Origin of the sequence: Streptomyces sp. NPDC046977 (assembly GCF_040644455.1) — a bacterium.
Lineage (GTDB): Bacteria > Actinomycetota > Actinomycetes > Streptomycetales > Streptomycetaceae > Actinacidiphila.
This window is the reverse complement of record NZ_JBEYWO010000036.1, coordinates 21,248-47,260: the sequence shown is the minus strand read 5'-3', so window position 1 is coordinate 47,260 and position 26,013 is coordinate 21,248. Positions and strand designations below refer to the sequence as shown.

Genomic DNA, 26,013 nt, shown 5'->3' with positions numbered 1-26,013 from the left:
TCAAGGGGCACATCTGTTCACTGCACTTCGGCTACGAGAGATCAACGGAATAGTCGCCGTCTCCCGAGTCGACATCAGTGACAACAACCAGGAGTACGAGGCGATGCTTCACCAGTTGAGAGCCCTGCACGTCGGCTCGCCCTTGCCTGCGAGGAAACCGTCCTATGACGTATGGAGCAGCAATGACGACGCAGATCCCGGCACAATGCCTGCTCCCACTGGCCGGGCTCGCGCATCGGCCGGATCTCCGCCATCAAGCAACTCCTGCCCGCCGCGCGCGGGGTCGAACTCATCGGCATGAAGGGTCTGTCCGACCACCACACGGTCGTGGTGCGCCTGAACCAGGACACCCTCACCAACATCCTCAACAACCTGCTCACCCGGACGGAGTGACCGCTGTCCACGACGCAAGGCCGGTTGTCGGCGACGGGCGAGCTCACAGCGGGCGAAGACGAGGCGGCCCCCGTCGATCACCGCCTCACCACTGCAGTTGGCAGAGGCGCCCGAGCACACAAGTCCCAGTCAGCGCCGCCTCGGTTCTCTCCATGACCCCACCGCGATGGGCGGCGCGGCAATGAGTCCGCGGGCGGAGCGCAACGAGGTTTTACTCAAGCATCTGGAGACTTTGGACTGGTCAATCAGCGGCTTCGCCCGGCGGATCGCCGCTCGCTGCGTGGCCATCCACCTGCCTTACGCGGTGGTCACGAGCACCGTCTCGCGGTGGTGCAAGGGCGCAACCCCTAGCGACGACCTCGCGGCCGCCGCGTGCCATGTTCTGTCCATCGCCATGCATCGGGTGGTGACGCCGGAAAGCTTGGGTTGGCCGTCCGACACAGGTCTGGTTGCGGCGCAGTCGTTGGAGTACCTGGACGTTGCTCACGCAGTGCGGATGCTCTCGAAGTTGTGGGCGCTGGATGCCATGCGCCGGCGCAACGTCGTCAAGAGCGCGTTCTCGCCGAGCGTGTTCGGTCCCGCTTCGCGGGAGGCGCTCGTCATGCCAGCGGATGCTGTGATCGGTGGCCACGGGCAGCGCAAGGTGACTGCGGCGGACATCGACCTTCTCGACGAGCAGACGCAGCTGTACGGCAAGCTCGATTCCCAGCACGGCGGGGGCAAGTTCCGCGGCGTGTTCGCGTCGATGATGGACACCCACGCCACGCCGATGTTGAACGGGAGCTTCTCCGCGCGGACCGGGCGCCGACTGTACGGCAGCGTGGTGGACGCGGTTCTGGCGATGGCCTCGATGGCCTATGACGACCAGCTTCCCGGCCTGGCCCAGCGCTACGACCTTCAGGCAATGCGGCTGGCCCAGGCGATCGGTGACCGCGCCCGCATCACCCGGGTCCACATCCACCAGGCCCGACTGGCGGCGACACAGGGAGGACGGGCCGATGTGCTCGCGCATGCGCGTAGTGCTGTGCTCGCGGCCAAGGGGGCCTCTCCCCTGGTCGTGGCCTACGCGTGCGTGACCGAAGCCCGGGCGTGGGCTCTGAACGACCAGGCGGACCAAGTCGTGGTGGCGGTCAAGCGGGCCCGCGAGTTCTTCGCCCGCGCTCAGAGCAGCGCCGACCCGGCCTGGCTGAAGTGGTTCGACCTGCGGGAGCTTGAGGGGCAGGCGGCGTGGGCGTTCGCCGTCGCCGGCCTGGCCGAGCAGGGCGCTCAGGCCCTGAAGGAAGCGTCGGCCCTCCCCTCGGACCGCACGCGCGATACGGTGGAACTCCTGATCACCGAGGCCGAGCTGGCGCGGTTGCGCGGTGACTCGACCGAGCACGCGGCGGCGGCCAGGCGTGCTTCCCAGGCGTCTCAGCATCTGATGAGCCGACGGCTCTCTGAGCGCCTGGACCACCTCAACGCGGGGGATCCGCTACGAGACTTCTGAGGTTCTCGCCCCCGCCAGGTCGCCCCGCGCCCGGGGCGGGGTTCCGGAGGGCGCGGCCCGGTGGCCGGTCAACCCGCGGGGAAGAGGTCCCGGTAGATCGCGTAGGACCTGAAGGCGCCGCCGTGGTGCCGGGAGACGAGAGAGCCGCGGTGCTGTTGCCCGTCGGTGGTGTGCAGGACAGCCTGGAGCTGGTAGTCCGGGTGAACACGGTCGTCGCTGAGGGCGGCCGCGAAGGTGAGCTCCAGGACGTCTCCGGGCTCGACCGGCACGGGACTGTCGAAGAGCGGCAAGTAGATGGTGGCCCAGTTCGTCTTCATGCGCAGCGCGTCGAGCGGCTCTTCGTCCGGCAGGCACCAGAGGTTGAGCCAGGTGAGCACGCCGTCCACGAGGCCAGGCCGCGTGATGGCCAAGTGGGTGGTCGTACGCTGCTGCGTCTGCAGGTCACCGTTGAAGTCGAGCACCTCGACGGGCGCGCCCTCGGAGAGCAGCGCGTCGGCGGGCGGGTTCTCGACCCTGAGTCGTACGTCGAAGGGGCTGCCGTGCCAGTCGAAGATGCTTCGCAGGTACGGAAGTGCGGCCTCGGCAAACGCCACGGGCTGCTCGGGGAGCAGGTCGGACATTCGGACCGCGGCGGCCAGGGTGACCGCGCGGTGGGGGATCACCAGGCCGCCGGGTTCCAGGAGGCGGGTGCGCGCGTCGGCCAGGACCGCTGCCGCGCCTTCGGCGCCGGCGAGTGAGCCGATGATCTCGGCAACGCAGACATCGGCGCGGGGTGCGAAGCGGAGTCTGGTCGACTCGCCGAGCAGGAGCGTGATCCGGTCCGGGGACTCGAGGGCCGGCAGGTTGGCGGCTGCCTTGTGGAACGCGTCCTCGATGACCTCGATAGCCACCGCGTGCCGGGCTCCGGCCTGCACGCCTTCGCGCGCCCAGAGCAGGTCCTGGCCCGTTCCGATGTCCAGGATCCGCCGGTCCGGTGCCAGGTGCGCCAGCGCCGCGCGGAACCGGTGGTTGCGCTCGTCGTCGGTGGTCATAGTCGTGTAGAGGAACGGGTCGTAGATCGGGTACTCCCCCACGCTCGGCCACAGGGCGGGGCGGCCCTCTCGCTCAGGGCTGGGGTCGACGCGCACGCTTACGGCGTGCCCGGGGACCGCGATGTGCTGGATGACGCGCATGGTCTGCCTTTCGCGGAAGTTCGGCGTCCGCCCAGCTCTGCTGACGCGGCTGCCGGCGTGTCGTGTGCTGGGTGACGGGTTCAGATGCCGGTGGTGTGCCAGGTGATCCTGGCCGGGGTGTCGAGCGGCCGCCGGTCGGTGGCGTCGGGGGCACACCGGGTCCCGACGTAGAGCCAGCCCAGAAGCTGTTCATCGTCGTCGACGCCGAGGTACTTGTGCACCTGGGGTGCTTGTACGGCGGCGCCGGTGCGCCAGATCGACGCGAATCCGTGGCTGTGTAGGAGCAGCGACAAGGTGGTAACCATGCCGGTGGTGGCGGCCAGTTGCTCCCACTCGGGGACCTTCGGGTGGTCGGGCACGGGCCGGTGCACGATCGTCAGGAGCAGGGGCGCGCGCAGGGGCTTGGCGGAGGCGCGGCGGGCCAGCTCTGGTGAGTCGGCGGCCTCCGCGAGCGCGTCACCGAGTCTTGCCCGCTCGTCGCCGGTCACGGCTACCAGCCGCCACGGGCGAAGTCGCCCGTGGTCGGGTGCGGTAGCCGCGGCCTGGACGAGGCGTTCCAGGTCGCCGGGGTCGGGGGCGGGGTCGGTCATGCGGGGGGCGCTGCGCCGGGTGAGGACCGCGTCCAAGACCGGGTTCGGGGTTCGGGTCATCGGGTCGCCTCCCGGGCCGGGGCGCGCTCGGGATCGTCGTGGAGTGCCGGCGGGGTCATTCGCGGGTCGTCACCGGCCACGCGCCGGAGGATCGGGGCGGTGGCCGCGGTGGTGATGACGGTCATGATCACCAGGAGGGTGAACAGGGTCTCGGTGATAACGCCGGTCTGCAGGCCGATCCCCAGGACGAGGAGTTCGGTCAGGCCGCGGCAGTTCATGAGCGTGCCGACGGCGGCCGACCAGCGCCAGTCGGAGCCGGTGAGCCGTGCGGCGCCGGCCGCGCCGCCCCACTTGCCGACGGCGGCCACGGCGAGGATGGCCGCTGCCCAGCCCCACTGTCCGGCAGGCAGGGTGGAGAAGTCGGTGTGCAGGCCGGCGTCGACGAAGAACAGCGGCAGCAGGAGCGGCAGGACGACGGCGCGGATGCGCGCGGCGCTGCGCTCGACGGCCGGCAGGCCGCGGGGAGCGGCGGCGCCGAACAGGAACGCGCCGAAGGCGGGGTGCACGCCGATCTGGTCGGTGGTGCAGGCGCTGAGGCACAGCCCGGCGAACAGGAGGGCAAGGACGAGTTCGTCGCCGGTACGGCCGGCGCGCTCGAGCAGGGTGCGCAGCAGGGGGCGTATGAGGGCGAGGCCGGCGGCGAAGGCGGCGGTCAGGGCGAGGGTGGTCAGGGCGGACAGGGCGGACAGGGCGGTGCCGGTGGTGGCCAGGGCAACGGCGGCGGTGAGCAGGCACCAGGCGAGGGCGTCGTCGGTGGCGGCGCAGGCCAGGGCGAAGGTGCCTAGGGGCGTGGTCTCCAGGCCGCGGTCGGCGAGGATCCGGGCGAGGACCGGGAAGGCGGTGATGCTCAGGGCGACGGCGACGAACAGGGTGAACGGCAGCCGCCCGACGCCGTCGGGGGCGAAGTGCGGGTAGAGGGCGGCGCCCAGTGCGGCGCCGAGGGCCATGGGGAGCAGGAGGCCGGTGAGGCTGACTGCGGCGACGGCGCCGCGGGTGGTGCGCAGGCTGCGCAGATCGAGTTCCAGTCCGATCAGAAACAGGAACGCCAGGAGGCCGAGGGTGCCCAGGGCGGAGGTGATGGGCAGGACCGAGGGAGGCAGGAGGTGCTGCTGGACGGTGGGTGCGAGCCAGCCGAGCAGCGAGGGACCGAGCAGGATCCCGGCCAGGATCTCGCCGATGACCGGCGGTTGGCCGAGCAGCCTGACGGCCCGCCCGCCGGCCTGGCAGGCGAGGACCACGACCGGGACGGCGAGGAGCACGGGCAACAGCGGGTCGGACACGACAGCTCCAGGAGTCGGGCGAAGGACCGCACGACGGTGCGGCGGCCGGGCGGGAACCGGGGGTGGATCAGGCGCGGGTTAGCGGCAGGGTGGTGCAGCGCAGCGAGCCGGGGATTCGGGTGACCTCGCTGTAGTCGACGGCGAGGACCTCGAGTCCGCGTGCGGCGAGCTGCGTGGCGATTCGGTCGCTGCCGGCGGCGACGATCACGGTGTCCGGAGCGATCGCCAGGACGTTGGCCTGGACGGCGCGCGCCTCTGCCTCGGTGACGTCGATGAGATCGAAATGCTGCTCGAACCACCGCAGCGCGGCGGGCGGGAAGACGGTGCGGTGGATGAGGGCGGTGCCGGGCGCGACGATGGTGAAGTGGTCGTCCAGGTGGACGATGCCGCGGGTGGCGAAGCGGACCGGGCGGACCTCGCGGTCGACGCCGTGGTGGGCCAGCGCCCGTTGCAGTGCCGCCACGCCGGCGGGGGACGTCTCTTCGCCGAGGCCGACCAGGACGGTACCGGTGTGCAGCGCTACGTCACCGCCCTCGATGGTGCCCTCGTCCAGGTGGGCGACGTGTGGGGCGCCGGTCAGCAGCGGGGCGAGCGCGTCGGCCTCGGGGAGGCGGTGAGTGGCGTTCAGGCGCGCCAAGACCAGGACGTGGTCGATGACGAAGGCGATGTCGCGGGGGTAGTGCTGGACCGGGCAGCCCGGCGCGGCGTCGAGGAGGGCCACCTCGGTGCCGCGGCCGCGGAGCAGGCCAATCAGGGTGTCCTGCTGGGTACGGACGGTGGCGGGGTCGTACGGCTTCCAGGAGCTGGTGGTCTTCTGGCGGGTCAGGACGGGGTGGACATCGGGACCGTCGAGGTCGGGGGTGACGTCGCTCGCGTAGCGCATGGCGACGTGTTGCAGGGCGCCGTACTCGCTGGTGGCGTGCGGGGTGAGCACGATCAAGTCTCCTGGGCGGGGTGCGGGACGGTTCGGACGGTGAGCCGGACACGGCGCAGACGGTCCCAGGAGGGTGCGGGTCCGGGGGCCGGCAGGTCAGGACTGCCGGCCCCCGGAGGCCTCGCGGGGGGTCAGCCGACAGGGCTCTTCTGGGTGTCGGGGACCTGGGGCAGCCAGTGCACGGCGTCGTCGCGGAAGGACTGGTTGACGGGGACGAGGTCGGCTCCGCTGGTGTCGTCCAGGGCGGTGACGACGATGCCGAGCTCCGGGACGCCGTTGTCGATGGCCGCGAGGCGGGTGCCGCAGGTCGGGCAGAAGCTGCGCTTGGCCTCGCCCTCGAACGTCTCGAACCAGATCTGCTCGCCCTCACCGGTCCAGGTGATGTTCTCGGGAGCGAATCCGGCCCACCACATCATCGGGCCGCCGCCGAGCTTCTTGCAGTGCTGGCAGCTGCAGGTGTGCGGGTAGACGGCCTCACCCTTGACGGTGAAGCGGATCTTTCCGCACAGGCATCCGCCGGATCGCTCCTGGGCGGCGGCGACGATGTCGGGGGTGGCGTTCATCAGTTCATCTCCGAGGCGCGGTGGGCGAGTTGAGCCCACCAGTGTGTCATCCCCTCCGTGATCGTCAGCCAGCCGTCAAGAGCCTGGGGCAGGTCGATGTGGAAGAGTTCACTCTCCTTGATGAACCGGGCCAGGCCCTCGATGTGGGCGGCCTCGACGCTCATGCCGCCGACCTGGGCGGCCTCGTGTTCGTCGTCGAGGTGGAGTTCGTAGTAGTAGTGCAGGGCCTTGAGCTCGCTGCCGCTGCGGCCGATGGTCAGCTCGCCGTAGCGGTTGGTGATGTCGCGCAGGATCTCGGTCTCGGCGATCGCCACGGCCTCGGTGGCGTAGTAGGCGCCGGCGATGTGGCTGGGCATGTGCGAGCCGACCATCCACTGGTGGAGGTTGACCAGCGTCTCGGTCTCGGGGGCGGGCACGTGGCCGTTGACGAGCAGGCCGAGGTCCGACAGGAGCGCGTTGGTGTAGAGGACGTAGTGCGCGGGCACCTTGCCGCGCTCGCCGCCCTCCTCCAGGTGATTGCGGCGCAGCTCGTGGGCCAGCTCGGGGCAGAAGCCCTCCACCGCGGTGGCGGCCGTCTTGAGGTACTGGGCGTTGTAGCGGGCGAACACCGAGAGCTCCTCGATGTACATCCGGGCCTGGGCCTCGTTGAGGTCGGCGGCGCCGACCTTCTCGGCGATCCGCGCGTACGCCCAGTCGACCAGCGGCGCCAGGTGCGCGGTGACCAGGGCGGTGCCGGAGGTGAACTTGCCCAGCAGGGTGCCGTTGACGGCGCTCTGCGTCTCGGGGTGGGCCTTCAGGTAGCCCTGGACGAGGCTATTGGCGGGGGTCATGCGTCGGCGTCCTTGGTGTCGGCGAGGCGGGGGGTCAGGTGCAGGCCGCCGGTGGCTCCCAGGGCGCGGACGGCCGTCAGGACCTCGGCGTTGTCGGGCAGGACGAGGGTGTCGCCGCGGTTGAGGGCGGTGACGGCGTCCCGGTCCAGGCCCGAGCCGTCGAGGGCGACGCCCGGCTGGTGGCCGCGCAGCAGAAGCTGGTGGGAGTCGCCGTCGTCGTCGGGCAGGGTGGTTACCTGGTAGGGGGCGATCAGGCGGATCTCGGCGCCCGGCGTGACCTGCGTGGGGTCGAAGGCGTTCGCGGCTTCCTGGCGGGAAAGGTCGCCGTCGACGAGTTCCCAGCCGCCGTTGCTCAGCAGCGTGGCCCACCGCTGTTCGGCGTGCTGGCCGGCGGCGGCGCGGACGCGGTCGGCGGCGACGGTCAGGAGTTCGCGGCCGACGCCGGCCAGCCGGTCGGCGACGGCGCCGGGCCCGGCGGTCGTGTCCGCCATCGCGGAGGGCTCGTTGAGCGGGTCGTCGGGTCCGTCACCGGCCAGGGCGGCGAGGACGTCCGGGATGATGCGGCTCTGGAGGAGCTGCGCGTACGGGTAGGTGTAGAGCGGCATGGCCACCGAGATGGAGAAGGTGTCCTGGGTGCCGACGTGGAAGACGCGGCGGGGCAGGAAGAGGGCGTCGCCCGGCTCCAGCAGGAAGTGCTCGGCCTCCTCCAGCAGCGCGCGGTAGTCGCCGTAGGTGGGCTGTTTGCCGCCGGTGAGCTTCTCGTACGTCTCGGCGGGCCAGCAGTAGAAGTTCTTGGCGTTGGGGCCGAGGTGGAGGAGGAAGGCGTCCTCGTAGCCTTCGTGGATCCCGAAGGCGGTGCCGGCGTAGTTCCCGGCGAAGGCGACCTGTTCGGCGCCGCCCAGCGGCAGGCCCCACCCGTTGATGAGGGTCCCCAGGAAGGTGCCGAGGCCGGTGGCGAGTGCGGGGCTGACGGTCTCCAGGTTGTTGATGACCAGGGAGAACCGCTCGGCGCCGGTGAGGTCCTGCATCCACGGCACGAAGGACTCGACGCCCCCGTTCCAGGACGGAGCGGTCAGCGCCTGGGGCAGGAGGTCGTCACGGCGGGCCTCGCCGACGTAGACGCGGGCGTGCGCCTTGATGTCGGTGCCAGCGTTGTGGGCCCGGCGGATGGCCTCGAACCCGGCCAGTACCTCGTCCGGTCCGGCCGCGGTGGCGGGGATGATGCCCTTGAACAGGAAGGGCGTGGTCCGCCCGGTGGTGTGGTCGGGGAAGGTCCCGGTCCAGAAGGCCTGGTCGGGCGGCCAGGGGTAGGTAGAGGTGTCCATCGAGGATCTCCTGACGTCGGGGCGGACTGCCGGGTTCGGGGGCCGGGGCGCGGTGGCGTGGGTCAGCTGAGGTATTCCTCGGGGCCGCCGCGGCGGACGGTGTCGAGGGTGAAGCAGTGGAAGCCGCCGCCGAACAGGCGCCGGTGGCGGTGGCGGACCGGGACGACGGTGAACCCGCGGCCCTCCAAGACCTCGATCAGCTCCGGGTAGAGGGAGTTGACGACGACGGTGTTCTCGTCGAGGGACAGCAGGTTGATGTCCATGTACCGGCTGCCGATGGGGATGACGAAGCCGAGGTCGCTGTAGTCGGGGAAGTTGCTGTCGTCGGTGTCAGGGGCGTAGATGACGTCCCAGGACTGCATGTCTTCGGGCAGGTACTTCAGGTAGTCCGGGGAGCGCAGCAGCATCAGGCCGGGGCGCAGCGGGACCAGGACGCTGTCGATGTGGTTGTCGGCCATGGCGTCCAGGCGGTGGAACCGCAGGTCGCGGATGTTGTCCCTCAGCCAGCGCAGGGCCAGTTCGTGGTTGTCGTTGGCGACGTTGACCAGGACGTCGCGGCCCAGGCGCATGCACTGCGCGCCGTCGAAGACCATCTCCAGGCCCAGGCCCTCGATCGCGCCGGCGCTTTCTCCGTCGGTGGCGCGGCTGACGTCCAGGTTCTGGCGGGTGAAGTAGGCGGTGTCCAGGGAGTCGCGGGCCAGGGCCGGGCGCGGCATGCTCAGCCAGTTCGCCCCGCCCTGGTAGTAGCGGTAGAAGGCGGGCTTGAGCAGATCGTTCTCGAAGATCCGGGCGCGGACGTGGGGCGCGGTCTCCACGATGGTGTTGCCGAGGACGATGGTCTGGTCGCGAACGTTGAGCGGCGGGGTGGCCCTGGCGTCCCAGTGCGTGGAGCGGATGTCGACGTCCTTGCCGGGTGCCGCGGGCCGCAGGACCTTCACCCCGCATCCGGTCAGGGCGTCGGCCAGGCCGGCGATGTCCTCGTTGAGCTCGTCGACGAGCTGCGCGGGGATGGGCAGGAGCTCTTCCCCTGATGGGCTGGTGTGCCGGCCGAGGACCGGGGCGACGTTGTCGTAGAAGAACAGCCGCCACGAGGTGTCGGTGTGGTGGGCGTCGTAGTGGTCGGCGCGGCCGAGGACGACTTCGTCGAGCCGGGTGAACTCGTCGAAGCTGTTCAGGGCTGGCGGCAAGGCGGGCGCGGGCTGGGGCATGGTGGGCCGCCTCCTCGGCGGCGGGCGACGGCGCGCCCATGCCTCCGGCCGCGCGGCCGGGGTGGGCGGTGCCGTTCGGGGTTAGGTGTTCGGGCGGGGGAGGTCAGGCGGCCGAGGCGTGCCGACGTGGGGTGCAGGCGGTGGGGGCGGCGAGCCGGGTGATGATGTCCTCGATCACGCACGGCTGGTCGGGGGTGGCGCGGCGCCGGAAAAAGTAGCCGGAGCACCACGGCACTTCACCGAAGCGCGGCAGGTGCTGCGCGGTGAGGGCGCGGGCCTCGGGCAGGCGCCGCCAGGGGATCAGCGGGCACCAGTGGTGGATGGGGTGGAACATGTCGTCGAGGTGGCCGCCGAGGAGGTGCCGGGTGAGCCAGTGGGAGGTCCAGCCGCGGGTCTGCAGGAGGATGTCGCCGTTCTCGATCAGCCCAGCGTGGTTGCCGAGATCGGTGATCCAGGTGACGACGGGCCGCACCAGGACGAGGGGGAGCAGCCAGTAGAGCAGGAGGTACGGCACGCCGCCCACGAGCCACAGCGCCGCGACGACGCCCGCCCACAGCACGGCCCGGGCGGTAAGCGCCCGCCAGGTCTCCCCCGGCGCGCGGGTGACCAGAGTCAGCACCGCGGTCTTCGGCAGCCGCCACAGGGCGTTGCCCACGATGACCCGCAGGACGAAGGCGCGGCGGCTGGGCGCCTGTCCCGCGGCGCGCAGGTTGCCGGCGCGGTAGGACTGGAACATCGGGTCGTCGCCGGAGCCGAGCTTGGCATGGTGGACGTAGTGGCTGCTGCGGTAGGGCTCGAAGCCCTCGCCGAGCAGGCCGGTCAGGAGGTGCCCGACGATCCGGTTGGCGCGGCGGGTGGCCATGAGCTTGGAGTGCACGCACTCGTGGCCGAGGTTGGACAGGTGCCGCTGGCGCACTCCGATGTAGCAGACCGCGAGCAGGGGGCCGGCGACGTGACCGATGAGGTGTCCGGCGATCGCTGCGGCGGCGATCGCCATGAGGTCCCAGGCGACGTCCCACAGGCCGATGGTCGGGCGCCCGCAGAGCTTCTCCAGGTCGGCGATGAGCTGCTGCCCGAGGGCCTTGCGCACAGGGCCGGACGCTCCGGTGCCGTTGCGGGTCCTGCCGGCGGCGGGGCTGCCCATCAGGTTCTCCAGTCGACGCGGTGCGGATAAGAGCGGGGCCGTACCCCGGCGCGCCCCCCGCAGGGTGGGCAGCACGGACGGCCTGCCGATGGCGGGCGCGCCGGAGCACGACGAAAGGGGTGGATCAGCCGCAGGTCAGGCGACGACGAGGGCGCTGTCCGGGCGCATGCCGGCCTTCAGATCGGCGGCGTCCGGGCGCATCCCGAGCTTCAGGTCCGCGGCGTCCGGGCGCATGCCCGCCTTCAGGGTGGAGGCGTCCGGGCGCATGCCCGCCTTCAGCGCGGCGTCGGGGCGCATGCCGGCCTTCAGGTCGGTGTCCGGGATCATTCCAGCGGTAGCGGTCATCGAGTTCTCCCTGCTCGGTCGCGGGTGATCCGCGAGTCCGGGTGATCGGGCTGTGGAACTGCCGGGCCGCGGGTCCGGTGAGGTGCTGAACCGTCGGCTCGGCACGCCGTGGCGTGGGCGCACGCTGGTGGAGAGGGCCGCGCCGCAGCACGTCCCCTCCACCTGTGGAGGAGCGTTGCGTGGCACTCACGCCGGGCGCTTGGCCAGTCACGCTAGAACCCGGCCGAGGAGGGCCGCAACGGCTCCGGCCGTTGCGCCGGTTGCACGGGACCGTTGCGTCACCGTTGCGTACACACCCTGCCTGAGCTGCGCCTATGTCGAATTCGGTTCCTGGACGGGCCCCGTTTCGGGCCCGTTGGCCGCGGCCGAAGGGGTGGGAGGGCTTCTGCTGCTCGCCGCGGCGCGGCTACTTTGTGGCCCCGCCGAGGACCCGGAAGCCAGATCACCGTGGGGCCCGGCTTCCCGCGAACTCCGCCCGGAAACAACGGCCTTGAGGAGCATCCGTGCTCAACCCCGTCGTCATGAAGTCCGACCTGCTGTTCACCCTCCGGGACACCCTGCGCGCCGAGGCCTTCGCCGAGGTGACCACCCCGACCATGCGCCGAGCCGACCTCGGCCCGGGGCGCCGTCTGCCCGTGGACCACGACGGCGGCCGGTTCCTGCGGGCGATGATCGGCCCGGCCCTGCGCGTGAACCTGGAGCATCACCCGCGCATCTTCGAGATCGGCGCGTGCTTCCGGCCCGAGAAGCCCGACGAGCTGCACGCGCCCGAGTTCCAGATGCTCGACCTCTACGCCGCCGGCGAGGACTTCGACTTCCTCCTGGCGCTCGCCGAGAGGCTGATCGGCCCGCACCTCCCCTACGCCCCGCAGCGCGTCTCCGTCGCCGGCCACATCCGTGACCAGTTCGGCATCGACCTGCACCACGAGCCCCTCGGCGACCTGCCCGCACGGATGGCCGCCCACCTGGGCATGAGCACAGACGTGCCGTTCAAAACGGTGCTCGGGCAGTACGTGGAGCGCCAGGTCGAGGTCCAAAGCGCCGGCGCCGCACTGTTCCTGACCGAGTACCCGGTCGGCGGAGACGAGCCGTGCGCCCGCCTGACGCCCGGCACGACGGCCGTCCTCAACCGCTTCGAGGTCCTGGTCGACGGCATCGAGGTCGTCCACGGCTACGAGGACGAACCCGACGGAGCCGCCTTCGTCGACCGGGCCCGCGCGGTCGACCTCTACGACGACGAGCAGGCCCTGGCCAGGGAGGCGATCGACACGGGACGCGTGCCCGCCGGCAGCGTCGGACTCGGCATCGGCATCGAGCGGCTGTGCATGGGCGCCTCCGGAGTCAAGGACATCAGCGTCTTCCAGCCCTCGCCCCGGTTCTGACCACCCCGATCAACGTCCGGAAGGAGTGAGATGGACCTGTCGCTGCGTCCGCTCGACGAGAGCGGCTTCGGCGCCGTCGTCGACACCAACCTCGCGACCGACGCCGAGCACCTCGCGCCCCAACTGGCCGCGGCCCTGCATCAGCACCGGCTGCTCATCGTGCCCCGCCAGCACCTGACCCACGCCGACCTGCTGACCGTCGCCTCCTGCTTCGGGACGGTCGACACCCACGTCGACCGCCGGTACGCCGTCGGCGGCTTCCCGGGCCTGACCGTCATCAGCAACATCGTCGAGGACGGCAGACACATCGGCGTCTACGACGGGGACAACGAGGAGGAGTGGCACGCCGACAACAGCTTCAAGCCCCAACTCACCTCGGCGACGATGCTCTACTCGGTCATCACCCCCCAACGCGGCGGCGAGACCCGCTTCGCCGACGCGACCCGCGCCTACGCCAACCTCCCTGATGCGGTGCGGCAGCGGATCGACCCGATGCGCGCGCGGCACTCGCTCGAGCAGCTCGGCGCGCTCCAGAGCCAGGCCAGCGGCGGGCAGTCGTCGATCGTTGCCGGGAGCCTGGCCACGAGCCCGGAGGTCGAACACCCGCTCGTCCTGACCCACCCCGCGACCGGGGCCCGATCCCTGCTGCTCGGCTCCATGGTGATCAGCGGGATCACCAGGCTCGCCGAGCAGGAGAGCCGGACGCTGCTGGAGGAGCTGCTGGACCACGCGATCAGCCCGCCGTACGTCTACACCCACCGCTGGAGCCAGGGCGACCTGGTCGTGTGGGACAACCTCGCCACCCTCCACACCGCTTCCCCCTGCGACAGCAGCCGGCACCGCCGACTGCTGTACCGCGCCGCCGTCCGATAGCCGAAAGCCCCCGCGTTCACACCGCCGGATGACCCGCGGCGAGAACACGAGGATGCCCCTGCAGCCGGCCCTAGGGTTTGCCCATGACCGCGAAGGTTCCCCTGAAAGAGACCGCTCTCAACGCCGAGCGCATCGCCCATATCGGCCGCGAAGTCCACGCCGTGTGCCCCGATTTCAACACCGACGCGTTCGTGGCGTTGGTGATGGCGGACCTTCCCCGGTTGGAGCTGAGCGCCCGGATCGCCCGGACCAGCCAGGGCCTGCACGACCACCTTCCGGTCGGCGGCTCCGACGCGCTCGACGTCCTGCTGCGCTCGCTGCCTCCGACGCCCGCGGCTGCCGGGGTGACCAACGACTTCGGACTGCACATCTACTCGCCCCACTCCGACTACGTCTCCCGGTACCTGCGCACCGCCGAGCACCTGGAGCGGTCGCTCGCCGCGCTGGCCCGCATGACGGGGTACTTCTCCGCCGAGCTCCCGGCACGGCACTTTCTCGCCGACTTTCCCGACGAGACGATGAAGGCCGTCGACGCGTGGAGTCGCGACGAGGACTTCCGGGTACGGCGGTTGGCGAGCGAGGCCACCCGGCCCTTGCTGCCCTGGGCCCCACGGATCGCGCTCCCCGCCGACGCGGGCCTGCCCGTCCTGGAGACCCTCTACGACGACCCGCACCTCTACGTCCGGACCTCCGTGGCCAACCACCTGGGGGACATCGCCTCCGCCCAGCCCGATCTCGCGCTGGCCACCCTCAAGCGGTGGAAGGCCTCGGGCCGGGTCACCGGCGAGCAGTTCGCCTTCCTCGCCCGCAACGCCCTGAGCAACCGGCTGAAGGAGGGCTGGCCGCCCGCCTACGCACTCCTCGGCTACGCCCACGACGCACCCATCTCCCTCACCCCGCTCGCCCTGGAACGCACCGAACTCCGCGCCGGCGACACCCTGAACTTCTCCGCCGCGCTCACCGCCACCGCGACCGCCCCTGTGCACGTGATGATCGTGATCGCCACCACGGGGCCGAGCGGCCGGCCGCGGGAGAAGGTGGCCTTCCTGCGCCGCGCCATCGCCGAGCCGGGCCAGGAGCTGAAGCTCGCCAAGGCGCATCCGCTGCGCTCGACCGCGCGATGGAAGGTCTCCCCCGGCTCCTACTCCCTCGCTCTCCAGGTCAACGGCCGGCGCTTCCCGGCGGTCGCTTTCACCGTCTTCGACGCCTGACCCGGCGCTCCAGCCCTTCCAGCCCCGAGAAGCTGCCTCCGGGCCGCCGCCATCGCGCGCCGCGGCCCGGTCCGTGCTGTCCGCAATCCCCCGGAGGAGTGACTCGACCTGATCGAACGAGTTTGAGCGGCGAGAGCCCAGAGCCCGCACGGCCCCGACCCTGCCATTGGAACTTGTGTTCACCAGATGCCCTCCGATCGGGCGTGACGGGACCAGATCCACCGCGTTTTTAGAGCATCAGTGCCACACGGACGCCCAGACGGAGGACGCCATGCACCCCACCCTCGCCCCCTTGCAGCAGCCTCCCGGAATCGAACGGCGGCCCGGCCGGCCCACCCACGGCGTTGACGGCGCGCGCACCTCAGAACGCCCGGATACGGGGTGGGCGGCATGAGTGAGCCCACCGATGCATCAGCCGACAGCGTTCCGGGACCGCGCACCACCACCGCGCCGTCCCCGGCCCTCTCCCCGTCCGCCCCCTCGGCGGCGGCCACCGCGCCGACGCCCGAGGGTCAGATGCGGTACGTCGACGTAACCGGCAGCCGCGAGGCGGCCGGCCGCTCGATCCGGATGCGGGACATGGCCCGCCGCCTGCCGCAGTTGGTCGGCCGCTCGCTGGCCCTGGCATGGCGCGTCGACCGGCGGGCGACCGTCGGCCTCCTGCTGTGCCAGCTGGTCACCGGCGTGATGCAGGCGCTGGGCCTGGTCGCCATCGCCGGCACCCTGACCGCCTTGCTGCGCGACGGAGACGTCTACCACCGGCTCCTTCAGGCGTGGCCCTCCGTCGCCCTGCTCGCCGGGGCCGCCGGCGTGCGCGCGCTCCTGGGCATCACCGTCAATTGGCTCTCCTCCCGGCTGGGGCCGCTGATGTCCCGCGAGGCCGAGCAGATGCTGCTCACCGGCTGCGCCGAGGTCGAGCTGTGCGCGTACGACGACCCCGACTTCAACCGGGACCGCGAGGCCGCCGATCGCGGCGCCCAGGTCACCGGCGACCTGATCAACGAGGGCCAGGACCTGATCGCCTCAGCCGCCGCCTTCCTCGCCGGAGCCATCGTCCTGGCGGGCGTGCACTGGATGCTTCTCCCCCTCCTCGTCGCCGCCAGCCTCCCGCAGGCTCTTGCCCAGGTCAGCGCCGCGCGCGTCCGCTACCTGGCAAATCTCCGCAGCAACGGCGACAACCGGATGCTGTCCGTGCTGCGCTGGCACATCTACACCAAGGACGCCGCCGACCAGATCCGCGCCGGCACCATGGCCGACTTCCTCTCCGGCCGCTACCGCAGCACTGTCGCCCGGATCAACCGCGAGGACCGGGCGGCAGCCGACCAAGGCGCCCGGATGTCCCTGGTCGGCGCGATGTGCGGAGGCCTGGGGTCGGCCGTGGTGTGGGCGGCGGTCGTGTGGCTGCTCGCGACGGGCCGGATCACCGTCGGACATGCCGGCACGGCCGTCTTCGCCCTGCAAACCGTCGGCATGTCGGTCCGCGGCCTGGTGGCCGTCGGCGCCCGCGCGGTGCGGACCGGGCTGTACATGGACGACTGGACCGGCTTCCTCGACAGGGCAGGCGGCTTCCGCATGCGCCGGGGCCCGCACCACCCCACGGCCCCGGAGACGATCGAGGTCAAGACGGTCACCCACCGCTACGCCGGCAAGGACCGCGACGCCCTGACCGGCGTCTCCCTCACCCTGCGCCGCGGCGAGGTCACCGCGCTTGTGGGCTTCAACGGCTCGGGCAAATCGACGCTGTCGAAGCTGGTCAGCGGCCTGTACCTGCCCACCGACGGGCAGGTGTTGTGGGACGGCGTCCCCACCGTCGATGCCGACCCGCAGGCCCTGTGGAAGCGGGTCGCCCTCGTGCCGCAGGACTACGCGCACTGGCCGTTGACCGTGCGCGAGAACGTCACCCAGGGACAGCCCACCGCGCGCGGCGACCAAGCGGTCCGCGAGGCGTGCGAGGCGGCCGACGCCGACGAGGTCGTCGACAAGCTCGGCGCCGGCCTGGACACCCTCCTGGCCCGCGAGTGGCTCAACGGGGAGGAACTGAGCGGCGGCCAGTGGCAGCGCATCGCCCTGGCCAGGGCGTTCTTCCGCCCGGCAGGTCTACTGGTCCTCGACGAGCCGACGGCCAACCTCGACCCCCGCGCCGAATTCCGCATCTTCCAGCGGCTGCGGACCCTCGCCCGGGACCGGGCGGTGCTGCTGGTGACCCACCGCATCACCAACGTCGCCATCGCCGACCGCATCGTGGTCCTCGACGAAGGCAAGATCGTCCAGGAGGGAACCTACGCCCAGCTCTCCCAACAGCCCGGTCTCTTCCAGCAATTGCTGTCCTACCAGATCACGTCCGAGCCCGACGGCGACAGGCACGAGACCCCCGCGTGAGACGCCCCGGCGCCATCTCCGCGCGCCCCGCCGAAACGCCCGCCACCGCTGCGGACACCCCTGCTCCGCTTCTGCCGTCCCGAGGTGATGACGTGCCGCTCAGCCGCTCCCACATCCGCAAGGCCGCCGAGGCGTACCTGGCCCGGCATCCGCACGAACGGGACTCCCTCGCCGGCCTGATGTCCCTCCTGGAGGGCGACGACCCCCCGGCCGACCGCGCAACGCTCCCCGGCCACGTCACATGCAGCGCGGCCGTCATCGACCGTGAACAGCGCGTGCTGCACATCGGTCACCGGAGCACAGGGCGACTCCTCAACCCAGGAGGCCACATCGAGAGGGACCGAACGCTGCTGGCGGCGGCCCTGCGGGAAGTGTGCGAGGAGACCGGCCTTCGGCCAGGCGACCTGTGCCTCACCCCGCAGTTCCTCGGCGCCCCGATCGACATCGACGTCCACGACATCGACGCCAACCCCGCCAAGGGCGAAGGCGCCCACCAGCACTTCGACTTCCGCTTCGTCTTCTACCTCGTGCCCGAGCAGCACCCCCGGCTCGCCCTGCAGGACGAGGAGGTCTCCGACGCCCGCTGGCTCGAGTTCGCCGACGTCCGCTCCTCAACCTTGCGCGCCAAGCTCCTGGACGCCCGCACCCACGGTCTGGACGGGAGGCCGGAGCCCGTCAACGCCGCCGCGCTGATCCACGACGGGCAAGGCCGCTACCTACTTCATCTGCGCGACCACAAGCCAGGCGTCATCTGGGAGTCGGGGGCGTTCGCCCTTCTCGGCGGCGGCCGCACGCACGACGACCAGAACCTTGAGAGCACCCTGCTGCGGGAGCTGTCCGAGGAGGTACCCGGCCTCCGCCTCGAGAATCTGAAGCCCTACGCCGTGGAGGGCGCCACCAGCATCGACGGCCTCAGCGTCCCAATCCAGGTCTTCGCCGGCCAGTGGCGCGGCAACCCCGACCGGCTCCGGCTGCACGAGGGTGTGCGGCTGCTCTGGTTCACGCCTGACGAACTGGACCGGCTGCGCCTGAGCCCCGCCACCCGGGACCTGATTCGCCGGCACGCGGCCGAGAACCCCCCGGGCAGCAAGCCGGACGCGGCTCCTCCCGTGTGGGACGGGGGCAGCCGGGTGGTGCTGAACGGCGTCGGGGTACACCTCCATGTCGAAGACGCTGAGGGCCGGGTGCTGCTCGGCCTGCGTCACCCCGAGTCGAAGTACGCGGGCGACACCTGGCACTACCTCGCCGGGAGGTGCGAGCAGGAGTCCGCCCTCGCGTGCTTGGTCCGAGAGGCGTGGGAGGAAGCGGGGCTGGTCATCGACCCCGCGAATGTGGATCTCGTCCACGTCGTCCACGTCGTTGACGCCCCGGGCAGCATGCCGTTGATGCAGCTCGTCTTCCGGGCTCGCCGGTGGGAGGGCACCCCCGAGGTGCGCGAGCCCGACAAGTGTCTGACCTGGCGGTGGTGGCCGCGGCACGAGCTCCCGGACCGGATCGTCTCCTACACCCGCACTGCCATCACCGCGATCTCCGAAGGACTTCCCTATTCCGAGATGGGCTGGTGAACAGGGTGAGCACGCCGATCAGCGAACCCGGCCGACGAGCCCACGCCGAGCCCACGCACCCGCCGCGGGAGCTACCGGCGGAGCAGAGGGAGGTACTCCGTGCCGCCCTGCGCTAGGACCTCTTCAGGCACTTCGCTGTGGCAGCACCGGGACTTCCGCCGGTACCTGACCGGGCAGGCCGCGAGCGTGGCCGGCAGCTCGATCACGCAGATGGCGCTGCCGGTGCTGGCCGTGCTCCACCTGGACGCGACCACCGCCCAGGTCGCCTGGCTGGCATTCCTCGGACAGCTCCCTCCCGCGCTGCTCGCCCTGCACGCCGGCGCGCTCGCCGACCGGCACTCCAAGCGCCGGCAGATGATCGCCGGTGACCTGGTGAGCGCGGCGGTCCTCGCCACCGTGCCGGTGGCGGCCGCGCTGGGCACCCTCACCCTGCCGCAGCTCATGATCGTTGCCGTGGTGCAGGGGGCGGAGAGCGTGCTCCACGACGCGGCGGCCATCAGCCTGTTGCCCAGCCTCGTCGACCGGTCCTTGATCCAGCGGAGCAACAGCCGGGTCGGCGCGCTGTTCGCGGTCGCCGCGACGGCCGGGAGCCACCTCGGCGCCGCGCTGACCGCGCTGCTCGGCCCCGCCCGGGCCCTGCTCGGCGACATCGCCTCCTACCTGATCAGCGCCGTGTGCACTGCTCGCATCCAGACTGCCGAACCCGCGCGCGCACGCCCGGAGACCCGCCAGTTGCTCGGTGAAATCGTCGAGGGCCTGCGGTACGTGCGCGGTGATGACCGGCTGTGGACCCTGACCCTGGTCAACGCGACGACCTCCTTCGCCCTCGGGCTGCTCAACACCCTGTGGGCGCTGTACCTGCTGAGGTCCTTGGCGATGAGCGCGACCGCGTTCGGCGTAGTGCTGGGCCTCGGCGCGCTGGGCGCGGCCGCCGGAGCGCTCACCGCACCGGCGTTGGGCCGCCGGTACGGTCCGGGACCGATGATGCTGGCCGCACTCGCGATCACCCCGCTCACCCAGCTCCCGCTGCTGCTCGCCTCCCCCGGCCTTGCCTGGCAGATCACGATCGGGGCGGCGCTGTTCCTGCAGCTCGCTTGCGCCGGTGCCGCTGGTACCACCCAGAGATCCATCCGTCAGATCGTCACCACGGACGGGATGCAGGCGCGGATGCAAGCGGTGAGCACCTGGCTGACGTCCGGCGCCCGCCCCGTGGCCGCGCTGCTCGCCGGCGTCTTGGGCACGTGGATCGGTGTCCGGCTTGCCCTGACCGCCGGAACCCTCCTGCTGCTGATCCCGTTCGTCGTCCTCGCCCGCTCCCCGATCCGCGCGCTACGGCAGATGCCGGACCCGCCCGCCGTCCCTCTACCGAAGCCGCCCGCAGCCCGGACGTTCCCCCTCGCCGTGCCCTCACCGGCGCGCACAGACAACGCGCGGCACGACCGCGCACTCGGGGGCGGTGCATCGTGACCGAGATGCCGAACTCGACGGCGACTCCCGCTGCCGCACGACGTGATCCCCTGGAGTGCACCATGCTCAGCGACCCCACTGCGCCCGCCACCGCACCCCTCCCTCCGGTGCAGCCCGCTGGCGACACCGTGGAGTCTGCGGCGGCCCGGGCGGCGATGGTCGCCCAGCTCGAGGAAGACGGAGCACTCGGCCCGGGGCCGGTGCACGAGGCACTGCTCGCGCTGCCGCGCCAGATCCTGATGCCCCAGGCGTACGTGCGGCGCAGCGCCCCCGACGAGAAGCCGCCGCGCTGGGATCTGCTGGACGTCTCCCGTCCGGCCGACCGGGAGGAGCTGCTGGGGCGACTGCACAGCGGGGACAGCGTCGCGATCCAGCACGACGGCGAGCCGATCCTCGGCCGCTCTCCCGGGTCTCGCAGGGGCGGCGTGATGACCGCGGCGGCGAGCACGATGAGCCTGACCGCCGACCTGCTGCAACAGCTGGACTTGCAACCCGAGCAGCGGGTGCTGGACGTGGGAACCGGCGCCGGTGTGACCGCGGCGGCGGCCTGCTTCGTGTGCGGCGACGCCGGCGTCGTCACCCTCGACATCGACCCGCACGTCACCGCGGCCGCCCGCGAGCGGCTGTCCGCCCTCGGCTACCGGCCGGCCACGGTGACCGGGGACGGCACCACCGGGTGGAGCAACGCGGGGCCGTACGACCGGATCTTCGTCTCCTTCGCCGTCCGCCACGTGCCGCAGGCCCTGGTGGAGCAGCTGGCCCTGGGCGGCCGCGCGCTCATGACGCTTGGCACGTCGTCGCCGTCGTGGCCGGGCCTGGCCGTGATCGACCGACGGCAGGACGGGAGCGTGGAGGGCCTGCTGCGGGCGGTCGAGTTCGGTCACCGCGCCGGGGCCGGCTTCGACCGGCTGTTCCTGTCCGCCGCCTTCCGCGAGGAGATCACCACGGCCGACGGATGGACGCAGCGCAGCATGCTCGCGCCACCGCCCGACACTGCGCGCGGCATGTGGCTGGCCCTGGACCACCTGTATCCGGGCCTGGTGCGCCACTTCGGTGCCAAGGATCTGACGATCGGCGCGCCCGAGTGCCGGTCGTGGATGCGCGTGCGGGCCGTCGGCTACCGCCGGTGGGAGGTGACGACGTCGGGGCCGCGGGACATCTGGGCGGAGATCCAGGACGTCGCCGGCCGGTGGCGGGCGGCCGGGCAACCGGACGTTTACCGGATCGACTTCGACGCCGACGGCGGCCAGCGGGCCACGAGCCCGACCGGCGCACTGACCTGGCAGATTTTCCCTGGCAAGACTGGAGATGCACGATGACCCGCCCCGACCAGCCGGCCTCCACGGCGGCGGTTTCGGACGATGCCCTGTTCGGGCCCGAGGCCGCCGACTACGCCCGCTACCGTCCCGGTCTTCCGGACGCCGCGGTCCACCTCCTGGCCGCCACCCAGCACGGCGTGCCCGACCCGGTCCTGCTGGACCTGGGATCCGGCACCGGCCAGGTACCCCGCGCGCTACTGTCCGTCCTCCTCCGGCTGGTGCACATCGACCTGGTCGACGTGAATGCGTCGATGCTTCAGGCGGCCCGCGCCGTACTCGAGCCGGTCCGCGGGGCGTGCACGGTCGACGTCTTCACCGGCGCCGCCCACACCTTCGCCCCCGCCGTACCCGGCCGGGCGCCCACCCTGATCACCTGCTGCCGGTCCTTCCACTGGATGGCCCGCCCGGAAGTCCTGTCCATGGCCGACCGGGTCGCCGCGCCGCACGCGGTCGTGGCGATCATGGGTGACGGCAGTCTCTGGACCCACGAGGCCGACTGGACGGCCGCCCTCCGGGAGCTGATCCAGAGCTACCTCGGCGAAGACCGGCCCGCGGGCACCCGCGGCACCTACGCCGGGCCGGGCCGCTCCTACGAGGACGACCTGACCGACTCCAGGTTCAGCGAGGTGACAGAGCACCACTTCCCCGTCACCCGTACCTGGACGCCCGAGGACGTCGTCGGCTATCTGCGTACCACCAGCTTCGCCCGTCCCGCCTTGCTCGCCGGCCGCCATCACGCGTTCGAGGCCTCCGCTCTCCGGCTGCTCCAGGACCATGCCGACGGTGGCGTCCTGACGGAGGACGCGGTGTTCACCGTGTTGCTCGCGCGCCGCCCCGGCGGTGCTGCGTGAGCGGCGCCCAGCGGCACACCGAGCGGCTCGACGTCCACCTGATCGCCGTACGCGACGGCGCGGCGGGGCTTGAGGTGCTGCTGTCCCGGCGGGCCGGCGGCGTGTATGCGGCCGGCTGCTGGCATCTGGTGTCCGGGCACCTGGACGGCCCGTGGGAGGACATGGTCACCGGCCTGGTGCGCGAGGCCGGGGAAGATTGCGGTGTCGTCATCGACCCGGCCGAGGTCCGGGCGGCCCTCACCGTGCACCACCGCTCCCCCGGCGGCGACGCCCGGATCGGGGTGTTCTTCGAGGTGCGGCGGTGGGAGGGCGCCCCGGAGGTCCTGGAACCCGCGGTGTGCGACGCCATGGGGTGGTTCTCCTTCGACGCCCTGCCGGAGCCGATGGTGGCGTACTGCCGGGCCGGGTTGGATGCCTACCGGGCCGGCGCGCGCATGGCCGTGCACTTCCAGGAGCCCGGCGACCCGATCGCCTACGACCGGTCCGTCGACCAGCTGGTCCTGGTCCCCGAACCCGCCGCCCGCGGCACGGTCCCGGAGCAGGCGGTGCGCGCGTTCGCCGAGCAGGCGGTCGGCCGGATCACCGGGTGGACGGACGTTTCCTGGGCGCGGGAGGAGAGCCGCGTGTGGCGGGCGGCCGGCGCCGAGGGCGGTGAGTGGTACGTCAAGATCCACCAGAACGACCGCTTCCACCACCGTGAAGTGGACGCGCTGCGCAGCTGGGTTCCCGGCCTCGGGGCGGCCGCGCCCCGGCTGGTGGCCGCCGACCCCGCGCTGCGCGCGGTCGTGCTCAGCGCGGTGGGCGGACGCACCCTGCACGGCGCCATCCACCCGCCCGAACAGCAGCGGCGGATCTTCCACCGCATCGGGCAGCTCGCGGCGGCCATCCACCACAGCACCCCGCCCCGCCCGGCCGCCGACAGCCTGCCGGTGGCGAAGTTGGCGCGGCACCTGGCCGGGGCCCTGCCTCATCTCAGCCCCGGAGACGAGAAGTTTATCCGCGCCACCGCTGAGAGGGCGGCTGTCCTGGCCCCCTTGGAGACCGTGCCCACACACGGTGACTTCCAGCTCCGCAACCTGCGCTGGGACGAGAGGGCCAGCACCCTCTACGTGATCGACTTCGAACGGTCGGAACCGGGCCCAGCTGTGCGGGACTTCGTACGGCTCTCCGACGCCTGGCACGGCCGGCCCGACCTCTTCCAGGCCCTGATGGACGGCTACGGCCGGCGCTTCACGCCTGAGGAAGAGGCCCAGTTCACGGTCTTGTCCGTCCTCGACGCCGTCTCCGGCATCGCCTACGGCGCCGCCCACGAGGATCCCGAGCTGGTGGAGCGCGGCCTCCGCACCCTGGCCCGCCTGCGCGCCGAGCACCGTGCAGCCCTCTCACCGACAGGAGATGCCCCGTGAACGCCGACACGGTCCCCACTGCCGCGGCCGAGCCGCGCGACGCAGCCGGACGGCCTCCGGTCCGCGCGGCAACCCCCGCTGACGCCGAAGCCATCACCCGGATGCGTTCCGGACATGTCCTGTCCGCATCATTCACGGAGGACTGGGTCCGGCAGTGTACGGACGAGCTGGCGCCACGGCTCACGCCGCAGGGAGATGCCCGGGCCTTCGTCGTCGACGCCGCGGACGGCACGATGGCCGCCTGGGCCCTTGGCCTGATCCACCCCGTACTCGCGGCTCCGGCCTACCCCCGGGGCCGGGCAGGCCGCGTGCAGCTGGTCGCAACGCACCCGGACCACCGGCGACGCGGTTACGCCCGGGCCGTCGTGTCTGCACTCCTCGACCAGCTCGCCAACGTCGAGGACGTCACGCTGTTCGAGCTGAACGCCAGCCCGGAGGCCGCGCCCCTGTACCGGGAGTTCGGCTTCAGCGGCAGCCCGGCACTGATGCGGATGACCCGCCACCGTCAACGTGCCGGTGGCGTGCCCGGTGCGCAGCCGGACTCGACGTGGGTGCCGCCGCAGCAGTACGCCGACGCACTGCCCCGGGCGGCCGCGTACGTGTGCCTCTACGTCACCGACGAGGACGACCGGCCCCTGCAATTGCATTCCGTCTACTCCCCCGGCCACCCCTGGCACATGATCGGCGGGGCGATGGATCTGGGCGAGCGGCCCTGGGACGCGGTGGTGCGCGAGTGCAGGGAAGAGACCGGCATGACCGCCGCGGGCCCGCCCCAGCTGCTGGCCACCGTGTTCGGGCTGCCCCGGGAGCAGCGGCCGTACAGCACGCTGCAGCTGATCTTCGACGGCGGTCGCCTCACCGCTGAGCAGATCCGGAGCATCACCCTCAATCCGCGCGAGCACGACGAGGCCCGCGTCCTGCCCCTGGCCGAGTGGGAGGCCTTGATGCCCGCCCGCGATTTCACGCGGCTGCGTGCCGTGGAGAAGGCCCGCCGCACCGGCGTGGCCGCATACGTCGACACCTGGGGGAACGCATGAGTGCCAGCAGCATCGTCTTGATGTCCGACCGGCGGGTAGCCGCGATCCCCGTGCAAAAAATGCAGAGTCACGCGCTCATCTCATGCAACTCCACGCGCGCAGAACCGTCACCACCAGCGCCAGGGAGGAAGGTTCTTGGCAAACCACAGCACTCAGTCTCACACCTGGCCATCGACGCCGCTCTGGACTCCATTTCAGGAATCCGGTTCGGCGCACGCAACTGGGATCCCGAACTTGTGGAACGCGGCAAACGCGGCCTGGCCCGGCTCCGTGCAGAAGCCGATCACAGGGCCGTGCCCTCGGCCTGGGAAGGGACCTGGTGAACCGTCCAGAACCAGTGCAAGAAAGAGGAGCGGTGCGTCGTACCTGGCTACCGCCGGAAGAGTACGCCGAGCAATTGATGAAGGCGACAGGCTTTGCCTGCATCTACTTCACCGACGAGCACGACCGTCCCGTCCAACTCCATTGTGTCTACTCAGCAACGCACCCTTGGCAGATGGCCGGCGGCACAATGGAACCAGGCGAGCGCCCTTGGCAGACGGCTGTCCGGGAGTGCCACGAAGAGACCGGGATAACGGTGACCGGCCCGCCGCGCCTGCTGGCGGCCGTCTACGGCTTGCCGGGAGCCGATTGGCCCTACAGCACAATGGGGTTCATCTTCGACGGGGGCTGCCTTACCGATGCGCAGGTCCAGGGCATCATCCTGGATGTGGACGAGCACGACGAGGCTCGAGTCCTGGCCGTGAACGACTGGCAGCCACTAATGCCCACCCAGGACTTCAACCGCCTAAAAGCCGTGGTGGAGGCGCGCCGCACCGGCACGACCGCGTACTTCGACAACTGGGACTGGGGGCAGGAATGAGCATCGTGTTCTACGCGCGAGTGCGTACGGAAACGCACCAGACACCGAAGGTCGAAAAGCGGCTTCGCAAAGAGGTGGTCCGCCTGAAGGAAGTTCTCAAGAACTCCCAGGCTGCCGAGGCCAAGTCCCGGCATCGAGCGGAGCATGTGGCCCTCGCGGCAGCCGTCCTCATCCTCCGGAAACCCGACAGCCAAGACCAACCTGCCCCCGACAACGTCATCCCGCTCCGCCCGCCCACCGGTTGAAAGAGGGTCGGCCTAGGATCGTCCCAGGTGGACGGGCTCTCCTCAGCGCACTCAAGGCCCACCCATTTCGCCGGGAAGGGGTGTGT

General features: G+C 71.4%; 23 protein-coding genes. 13 read left to right on the top strand and 10 right to left on the bottom strand.

Annotation, left to right across the window (positions count from 1 at the left end; translation table 11 throughout):
- The first annotated feature begins 559 nt into the window (after positions 1-559).
- A complete protein-coding gene (locus ABZ883_RS36725) occupies positions 560-1,879 on the top strand; it encodes a transcriptional regulator (protein WP_360914270.1) in 1,320 nt (439 codons plus the stop codon).
- Positions 1,880-1,947: 68 nt separating this feature from the next.
- On the opposite strand, the gene ABZ883_RS36720 is transcribed toward ABZ883_RS36725, so the two are convergent.
- The 10 genes from ABZ883_RS36720 to ABZ883_RS36675 all read right to left on the bottom strand — a co-directional run bounded on the left by ABZ883_RS36720 (position 1,948) and on the right by ABZ883_RS36675 (position 11,330).
- A complete protein-coding gene (locus ABZ883_RS36720) occupies positions 1,948-3,051 on the bottom strand; it encodes a class I SAM-dependent methyltransferase (RefSeq protein ID WP_360914267.1) in 1,104 nt (367 codons plus the stop codon).
- Between the two features lie 80 nt (positions 3,052-3,131).
- Positions 3,132-3,701: a nitroreductase gene (locus ABZ883_RS36715; protein ID WP_360914264.1), complete on the bottom strand. Its 570-nt coding sequence runs from the start codon at positions 3,699-3,701 to the stop codon at positions 3,132-3,134.
- The gene (locus tag ABZ883_RS36710; protein WP_360914261.1) at positions 3,698-4,981 is read right to left on the bottom strand and encodes a cation:proton antiporter; all 1,284 of its coding nucleotides are present in this window, start codon (positions 4,979-4,981) and stop codon (positions 3,698-3,700) included. Before ABZ883_RS36710 ends, ABZ883_RS36715 begins: the two co-directional genes overlap by 4 nt.
- Before the next feature lie 67 nt (positions 4,982-5,048).
- Positions 5,049-5,915, bottom strand: coding sequence for an arginine deiminase family protein (locus ABZ883_RS36705; RefSeq protein WP_360914258.1), 867 nt, complete (start codon positions 5,913-5,915; stop codon positions 5,049-5,051).
- Positions 5,916-6,046: 131 nt separating this feature from the next.
- A complete protein-coding gene (locus ABZ883_RS36700) occupies positions 6,047-6,478 on the bottom strand; it encodes a GFA family protein (protein WP_360914255.1) in 432 nt (143 codons plus the stop codon).
- Positions 6,478-7,308, bottom strand: a complete 831-nt coding sequence (locus ABZ883_RS36695) for a DUF3865 domain-containing protein (protein WP_360914252.1) — start codon at positions 7,306-7,308, stop codon at positions 6,478-6,480. The genes ABZ883_RS36700 and ABZ883_RS36695 overlap by 1 nt, the downstream gene beginning before the upstream one ends.
- Entirely contained in the window at positions 7,305-8,633 is a 1,329-nt protein-coding gene (locus ABZ883_RS36690) for a cupin domain-containing protein (protein WP_360914249.1), read from the bottom strand. Before ABZ883_RS36690 ends, ABZ883_RS36695 begins: the two co-directional genes overlap by 4 nt.
- 62 nt (positions 8,634-8,695) lie before the next feature.
- The gene (locus ABZ883_RS36685; protein ID WP_360914246.1) at positions 8,696-9,841 is read right to left on the bottom strand and encodes an inosamine-phosphate amidinotransferase 1; all 1,146 of its coding nucleotides are present in this window, start codon (positions 9,839-9,841) and stop codon (positions 8,696-8,698) included.
- 103 nt (positions 9,842-9,944) lie between these two features.
- Positions 9,945-10,985, bottom strand: a complete 1,041-nt coding sequence (locus ABZ883_RS36680; protein ID WP_360914243.1) for a fatty acid desaturase — start codon at positions 10,983-10,985, stop codon at positions 9,945-9,947.
- Between the two features lie 135 nt (positions 10,986-11,120).
- The gene (locus ABZ883_RS36675) at positions 11,121-11,330 is read right to left on the bottom strand and encodes a hypothetical protein (RefSeq protein WP_360914240.1); all 210 of its coding nucleotides are present in this window, start codon (positions 11,328-11,330) and stop codon (positions 11,121-11,123) included.
- Positions 11,331-11,833: 503 nt separating this feature from the next.
- Here ABZ883_RS36675 and ABZ883_RS36670 point away from each other — a divergent pair.
- From ABZ883_RS36670 to ABZ883_RS36615, 12 genes are all read left to right on the top strand, one after another.
- Positions 11,834-12,712: an amino acid--tRNA ligase-related protein gene (locus tag ABZ883_RS36670; RefSeq protein WP_360914237.1), complete on the top strand. Its 879-nt coding sequence runs from the start codon at positions 11,834-11,836 to the stop codon at positions 12,710-12,712.
- 30 nt (positions 12,713-12,742) lie between these two features.
- Complete coding sequence (locus ABZ883_RS36665) at positions 12,743-13,585, top strand: TauD/TfdA family dioxygenase (protein WP_360914234.1); 843 nt, start codon at positions 12,743-12,745, stop codon at positions 13,583-13,585.
- Between the two features lie 83 nt (positions 13,586-13,668).
- A complete protein-coding gene (locus tag ABZ883_RS36660) occupies positions 13,669-14,796 on the top strand; it encodes a hypothetical protein (protein ID WP_360914231.1) in 1,128 nt (375 codons plus the stop codon).
- 516 nt (positions 14,797-15,312) lie between these two features.
- Positions 15,313-17,175: an ABC transporter ATP-binding protein gene (locus tag ABZ883_RS36655; protein WP_360914357.1), complete on the top strand. Its 1,863-nt coding sequence runs from the start codon at positions 15,313-15,315 to the stop codon at positions 17,173-17,175.
- A gap of 92 nt (positions 17,176-17,267) precedes the next feature.
- Entirely contained in the window at positions 17,268-18,740 is a 1,473-nt protein-coding gene (locus tag ABZ883_RS36650) for an NUDIX domain-containing protein (protein ID WP_360914228.1), read from the top strand.
- Between the two features lie 99 nt (positions 18,741-18,839).
- Complete coding sequence (locus tag ABZ883_RS36645; protein ID WP_360914225.1) at positions 18,840-20,207, top strand: MFS transporter; 1,368 nt, start codon at positions 18,840-18,842, stop codon at positions 20,205-20,207.
- Positions 20,208-20,212: 5 nt separating this feature from the next.
- A complete protein-coding gene (locus ABZ883_RS36640) occupies positions 20,213-21,526 on the top strand; it encodes a methyltransferase domain-containing protein (protein ID WP_360914222.1) in 1,314 nt (437 codons plus the stop codon).
- On the top strand, positions 21,523-22,377 hold the full coding sequence (locus tag ABZ883_RS36635; RefSeq protein ID WP_360914220.1) for a class I SAM-dependent methyltransferase: 855 nt from the start codon (positions 21,523-21,525) through the stop codon (positions 22,375-22,377). Before ABZ883_RS36640 ends, ABZ883_RS36635 begins: the two co-directional genes overlap by 4 nt.
- A complete protein-coding gene (locus tag ABZ883_RS36630) occupies positions 22,374-23,783 on the top strand; it encodes a phosphotransferase (RefSeq protein WP_360914217.1) in 1,410 nt (469 codons plus the stop codon). Before ABZ883_RS36635 ends, ABZ883_RS36630 begins: the two co-directional genes overlap by 4 nt.
- On the top strand, positions 23,780-24,820 hold the full coding sequence (locus ABZ883_RS36625; protein WP_360914214.1) for a GNAT family N-acetyltransferase: 1,041 nt from the start codon (positions 23,780-23,782) through the stop codon (positions 24,818-24,820). Before ABZ883_RS36630 ends, ABZ883_RS36625 begins: the two co-directional genes overlap by 4 nt.
- Positions 24,821-25,175: 355 nt before the next feature.
- A complete protein-coding gene (locus tag ABZ883_RS36620) occupies positions 25,176-25,682 on the top strand; it encodes an NUDIX hydrolase (protein ID WP_360914211.1) in 507 nt (168 codons plus the stop codon).
- Complete coding sequence (locus ABZ883_RS36615) at positions 25,679-25,927, top strand: hypothetical protein (RefSeq protein WP_360914208.1); 249 nt, start codon at positions 25,679-25,681, stop codon at positions 25,925-25,927. Before ABZ883_RS36620 ends, ABZ883_RS36615 begins: the two co-directional genes overlap by 4 nt.
- Positions 25,928-26,013 lie beyond the last annotated feature (86 nt).

What these genes read in the sequence shown, in the direction of transcription:
- ABZ883_RS36655 (WP_360914357.1), top strand. Translation starts at nt 15,313, where the DNA reads ATGCGGTACGTCGACGTAACCGGCAGCCGCGAGGCGGCCGGCCGCTCG.
- ABZ883_RS36675 (WP_360914240.1), bottom strand. Translation starts at nt 11,330, where the DNA reads ATGACCGCTACCGCTGGAATGATCCCGGACACCGACCTGAAGGCCGGC.
- ABZ883_RS36635 (WP_360914220.1), top strand. Translation starts at nt 21,523, where the DNA reads ATGACCCGCCCCGACCAGCCGGCCTCCACGGCGGCGGTTTCGGACGAT.
- ABZ883_RS36685 (WP_360914246.1), bottom strand. Translation starts at nt 9,841, where the DNA reads ATGCCCCAGCCCGCGCCCGCCTTGCCGCCAGCCCTGAACAGCTTCGAC.
- ABZ883_RS36665 (WP_360914234.1), top strand. Translation starts at nt 12,743, where the DNA reads ATGGACCTGTCGCTGCGTCCGCTCGACGAGAGCGGCTTCGGCGCCGTC.
- ABZ883_RS36690 (WP_360914249.1), bottom strand. Translation starts at nt 8,633, where the DNA reads ATGGACACCTCTACCTACCCCTGGCCGCCCGACCAGGCCTTCTGGACC.
- ABZ883_RS36680 (WP_360914243.1), bottom strand. Translation starts at nt 10,985, where the DNA reads ATGGGCAGCCCCGCCGCCGGCAGGACCCGCAACGGCACCGGAGCGTCC.
- ABZ883_RS36695 (WP_360914252.1), bottom strand. Translation starts at nt 7,308, where the DNA reads ATGACCCCCGCCAATAGCCTCGTCCAGGGCTACCTGAAGGCCCACCCC.
- ABZ883_RS36615 (WP_360914208.1), top strand. Translation starts at nt 25,679, where the DNA reads ATGAGCATCGTGTTCTACGCGCGAGTGCGTACGGAAACGCACCAGACA.
- ABZ883_RS36720 (WP_360914267.1), bottom strand. Translation starts at nt 3,051, where the DNA reads ATGCGCGTCATCCAGCACATCGCGGTCCCCGGGCACGCCGTAAGCGTG.
- ABZ883_RS36725 (WP_360914270.1), top strand. Translation starts at nt 560, where the DNA reads ATGGGCGGCGCGGCAATGAGTCCGCGGGCGGAGCGCAACGAGGTTTTA.
- ABZ883_RS36640 (WP_360914222.1), top strand. Translation starts at nt 20,213, where the DNA reads ATGCCGAACTCGACGGCGACTCCCGCTGCCGCACGACGTGATCCCCTG.
- ABZ883_RS36700 (WP_360914255.1), bottom strand. Translation starts at nt 6,478, where the DNA reads ATGAACGCCACCCCCGACATCGTCGCCGCCGCCCAGGAGCGATCCGGC.
- ABZ883_RS36715 (WP_360914264.1), bottom strand. Translation starts at nt 3,701, where the DNA reads ATGACCCGAACCCCGAACCCGGTCTTGGACGCGGTCCTCACCCGGCGC.
- ABZ883_RS36660 (WP_360914231.1), top strand. Translation starts at nt 13,669, where the DNA reads ATGACCGCGAAGGTTCCCCTGAAAGAGACCGCTCTCAACGCCGAGCGC.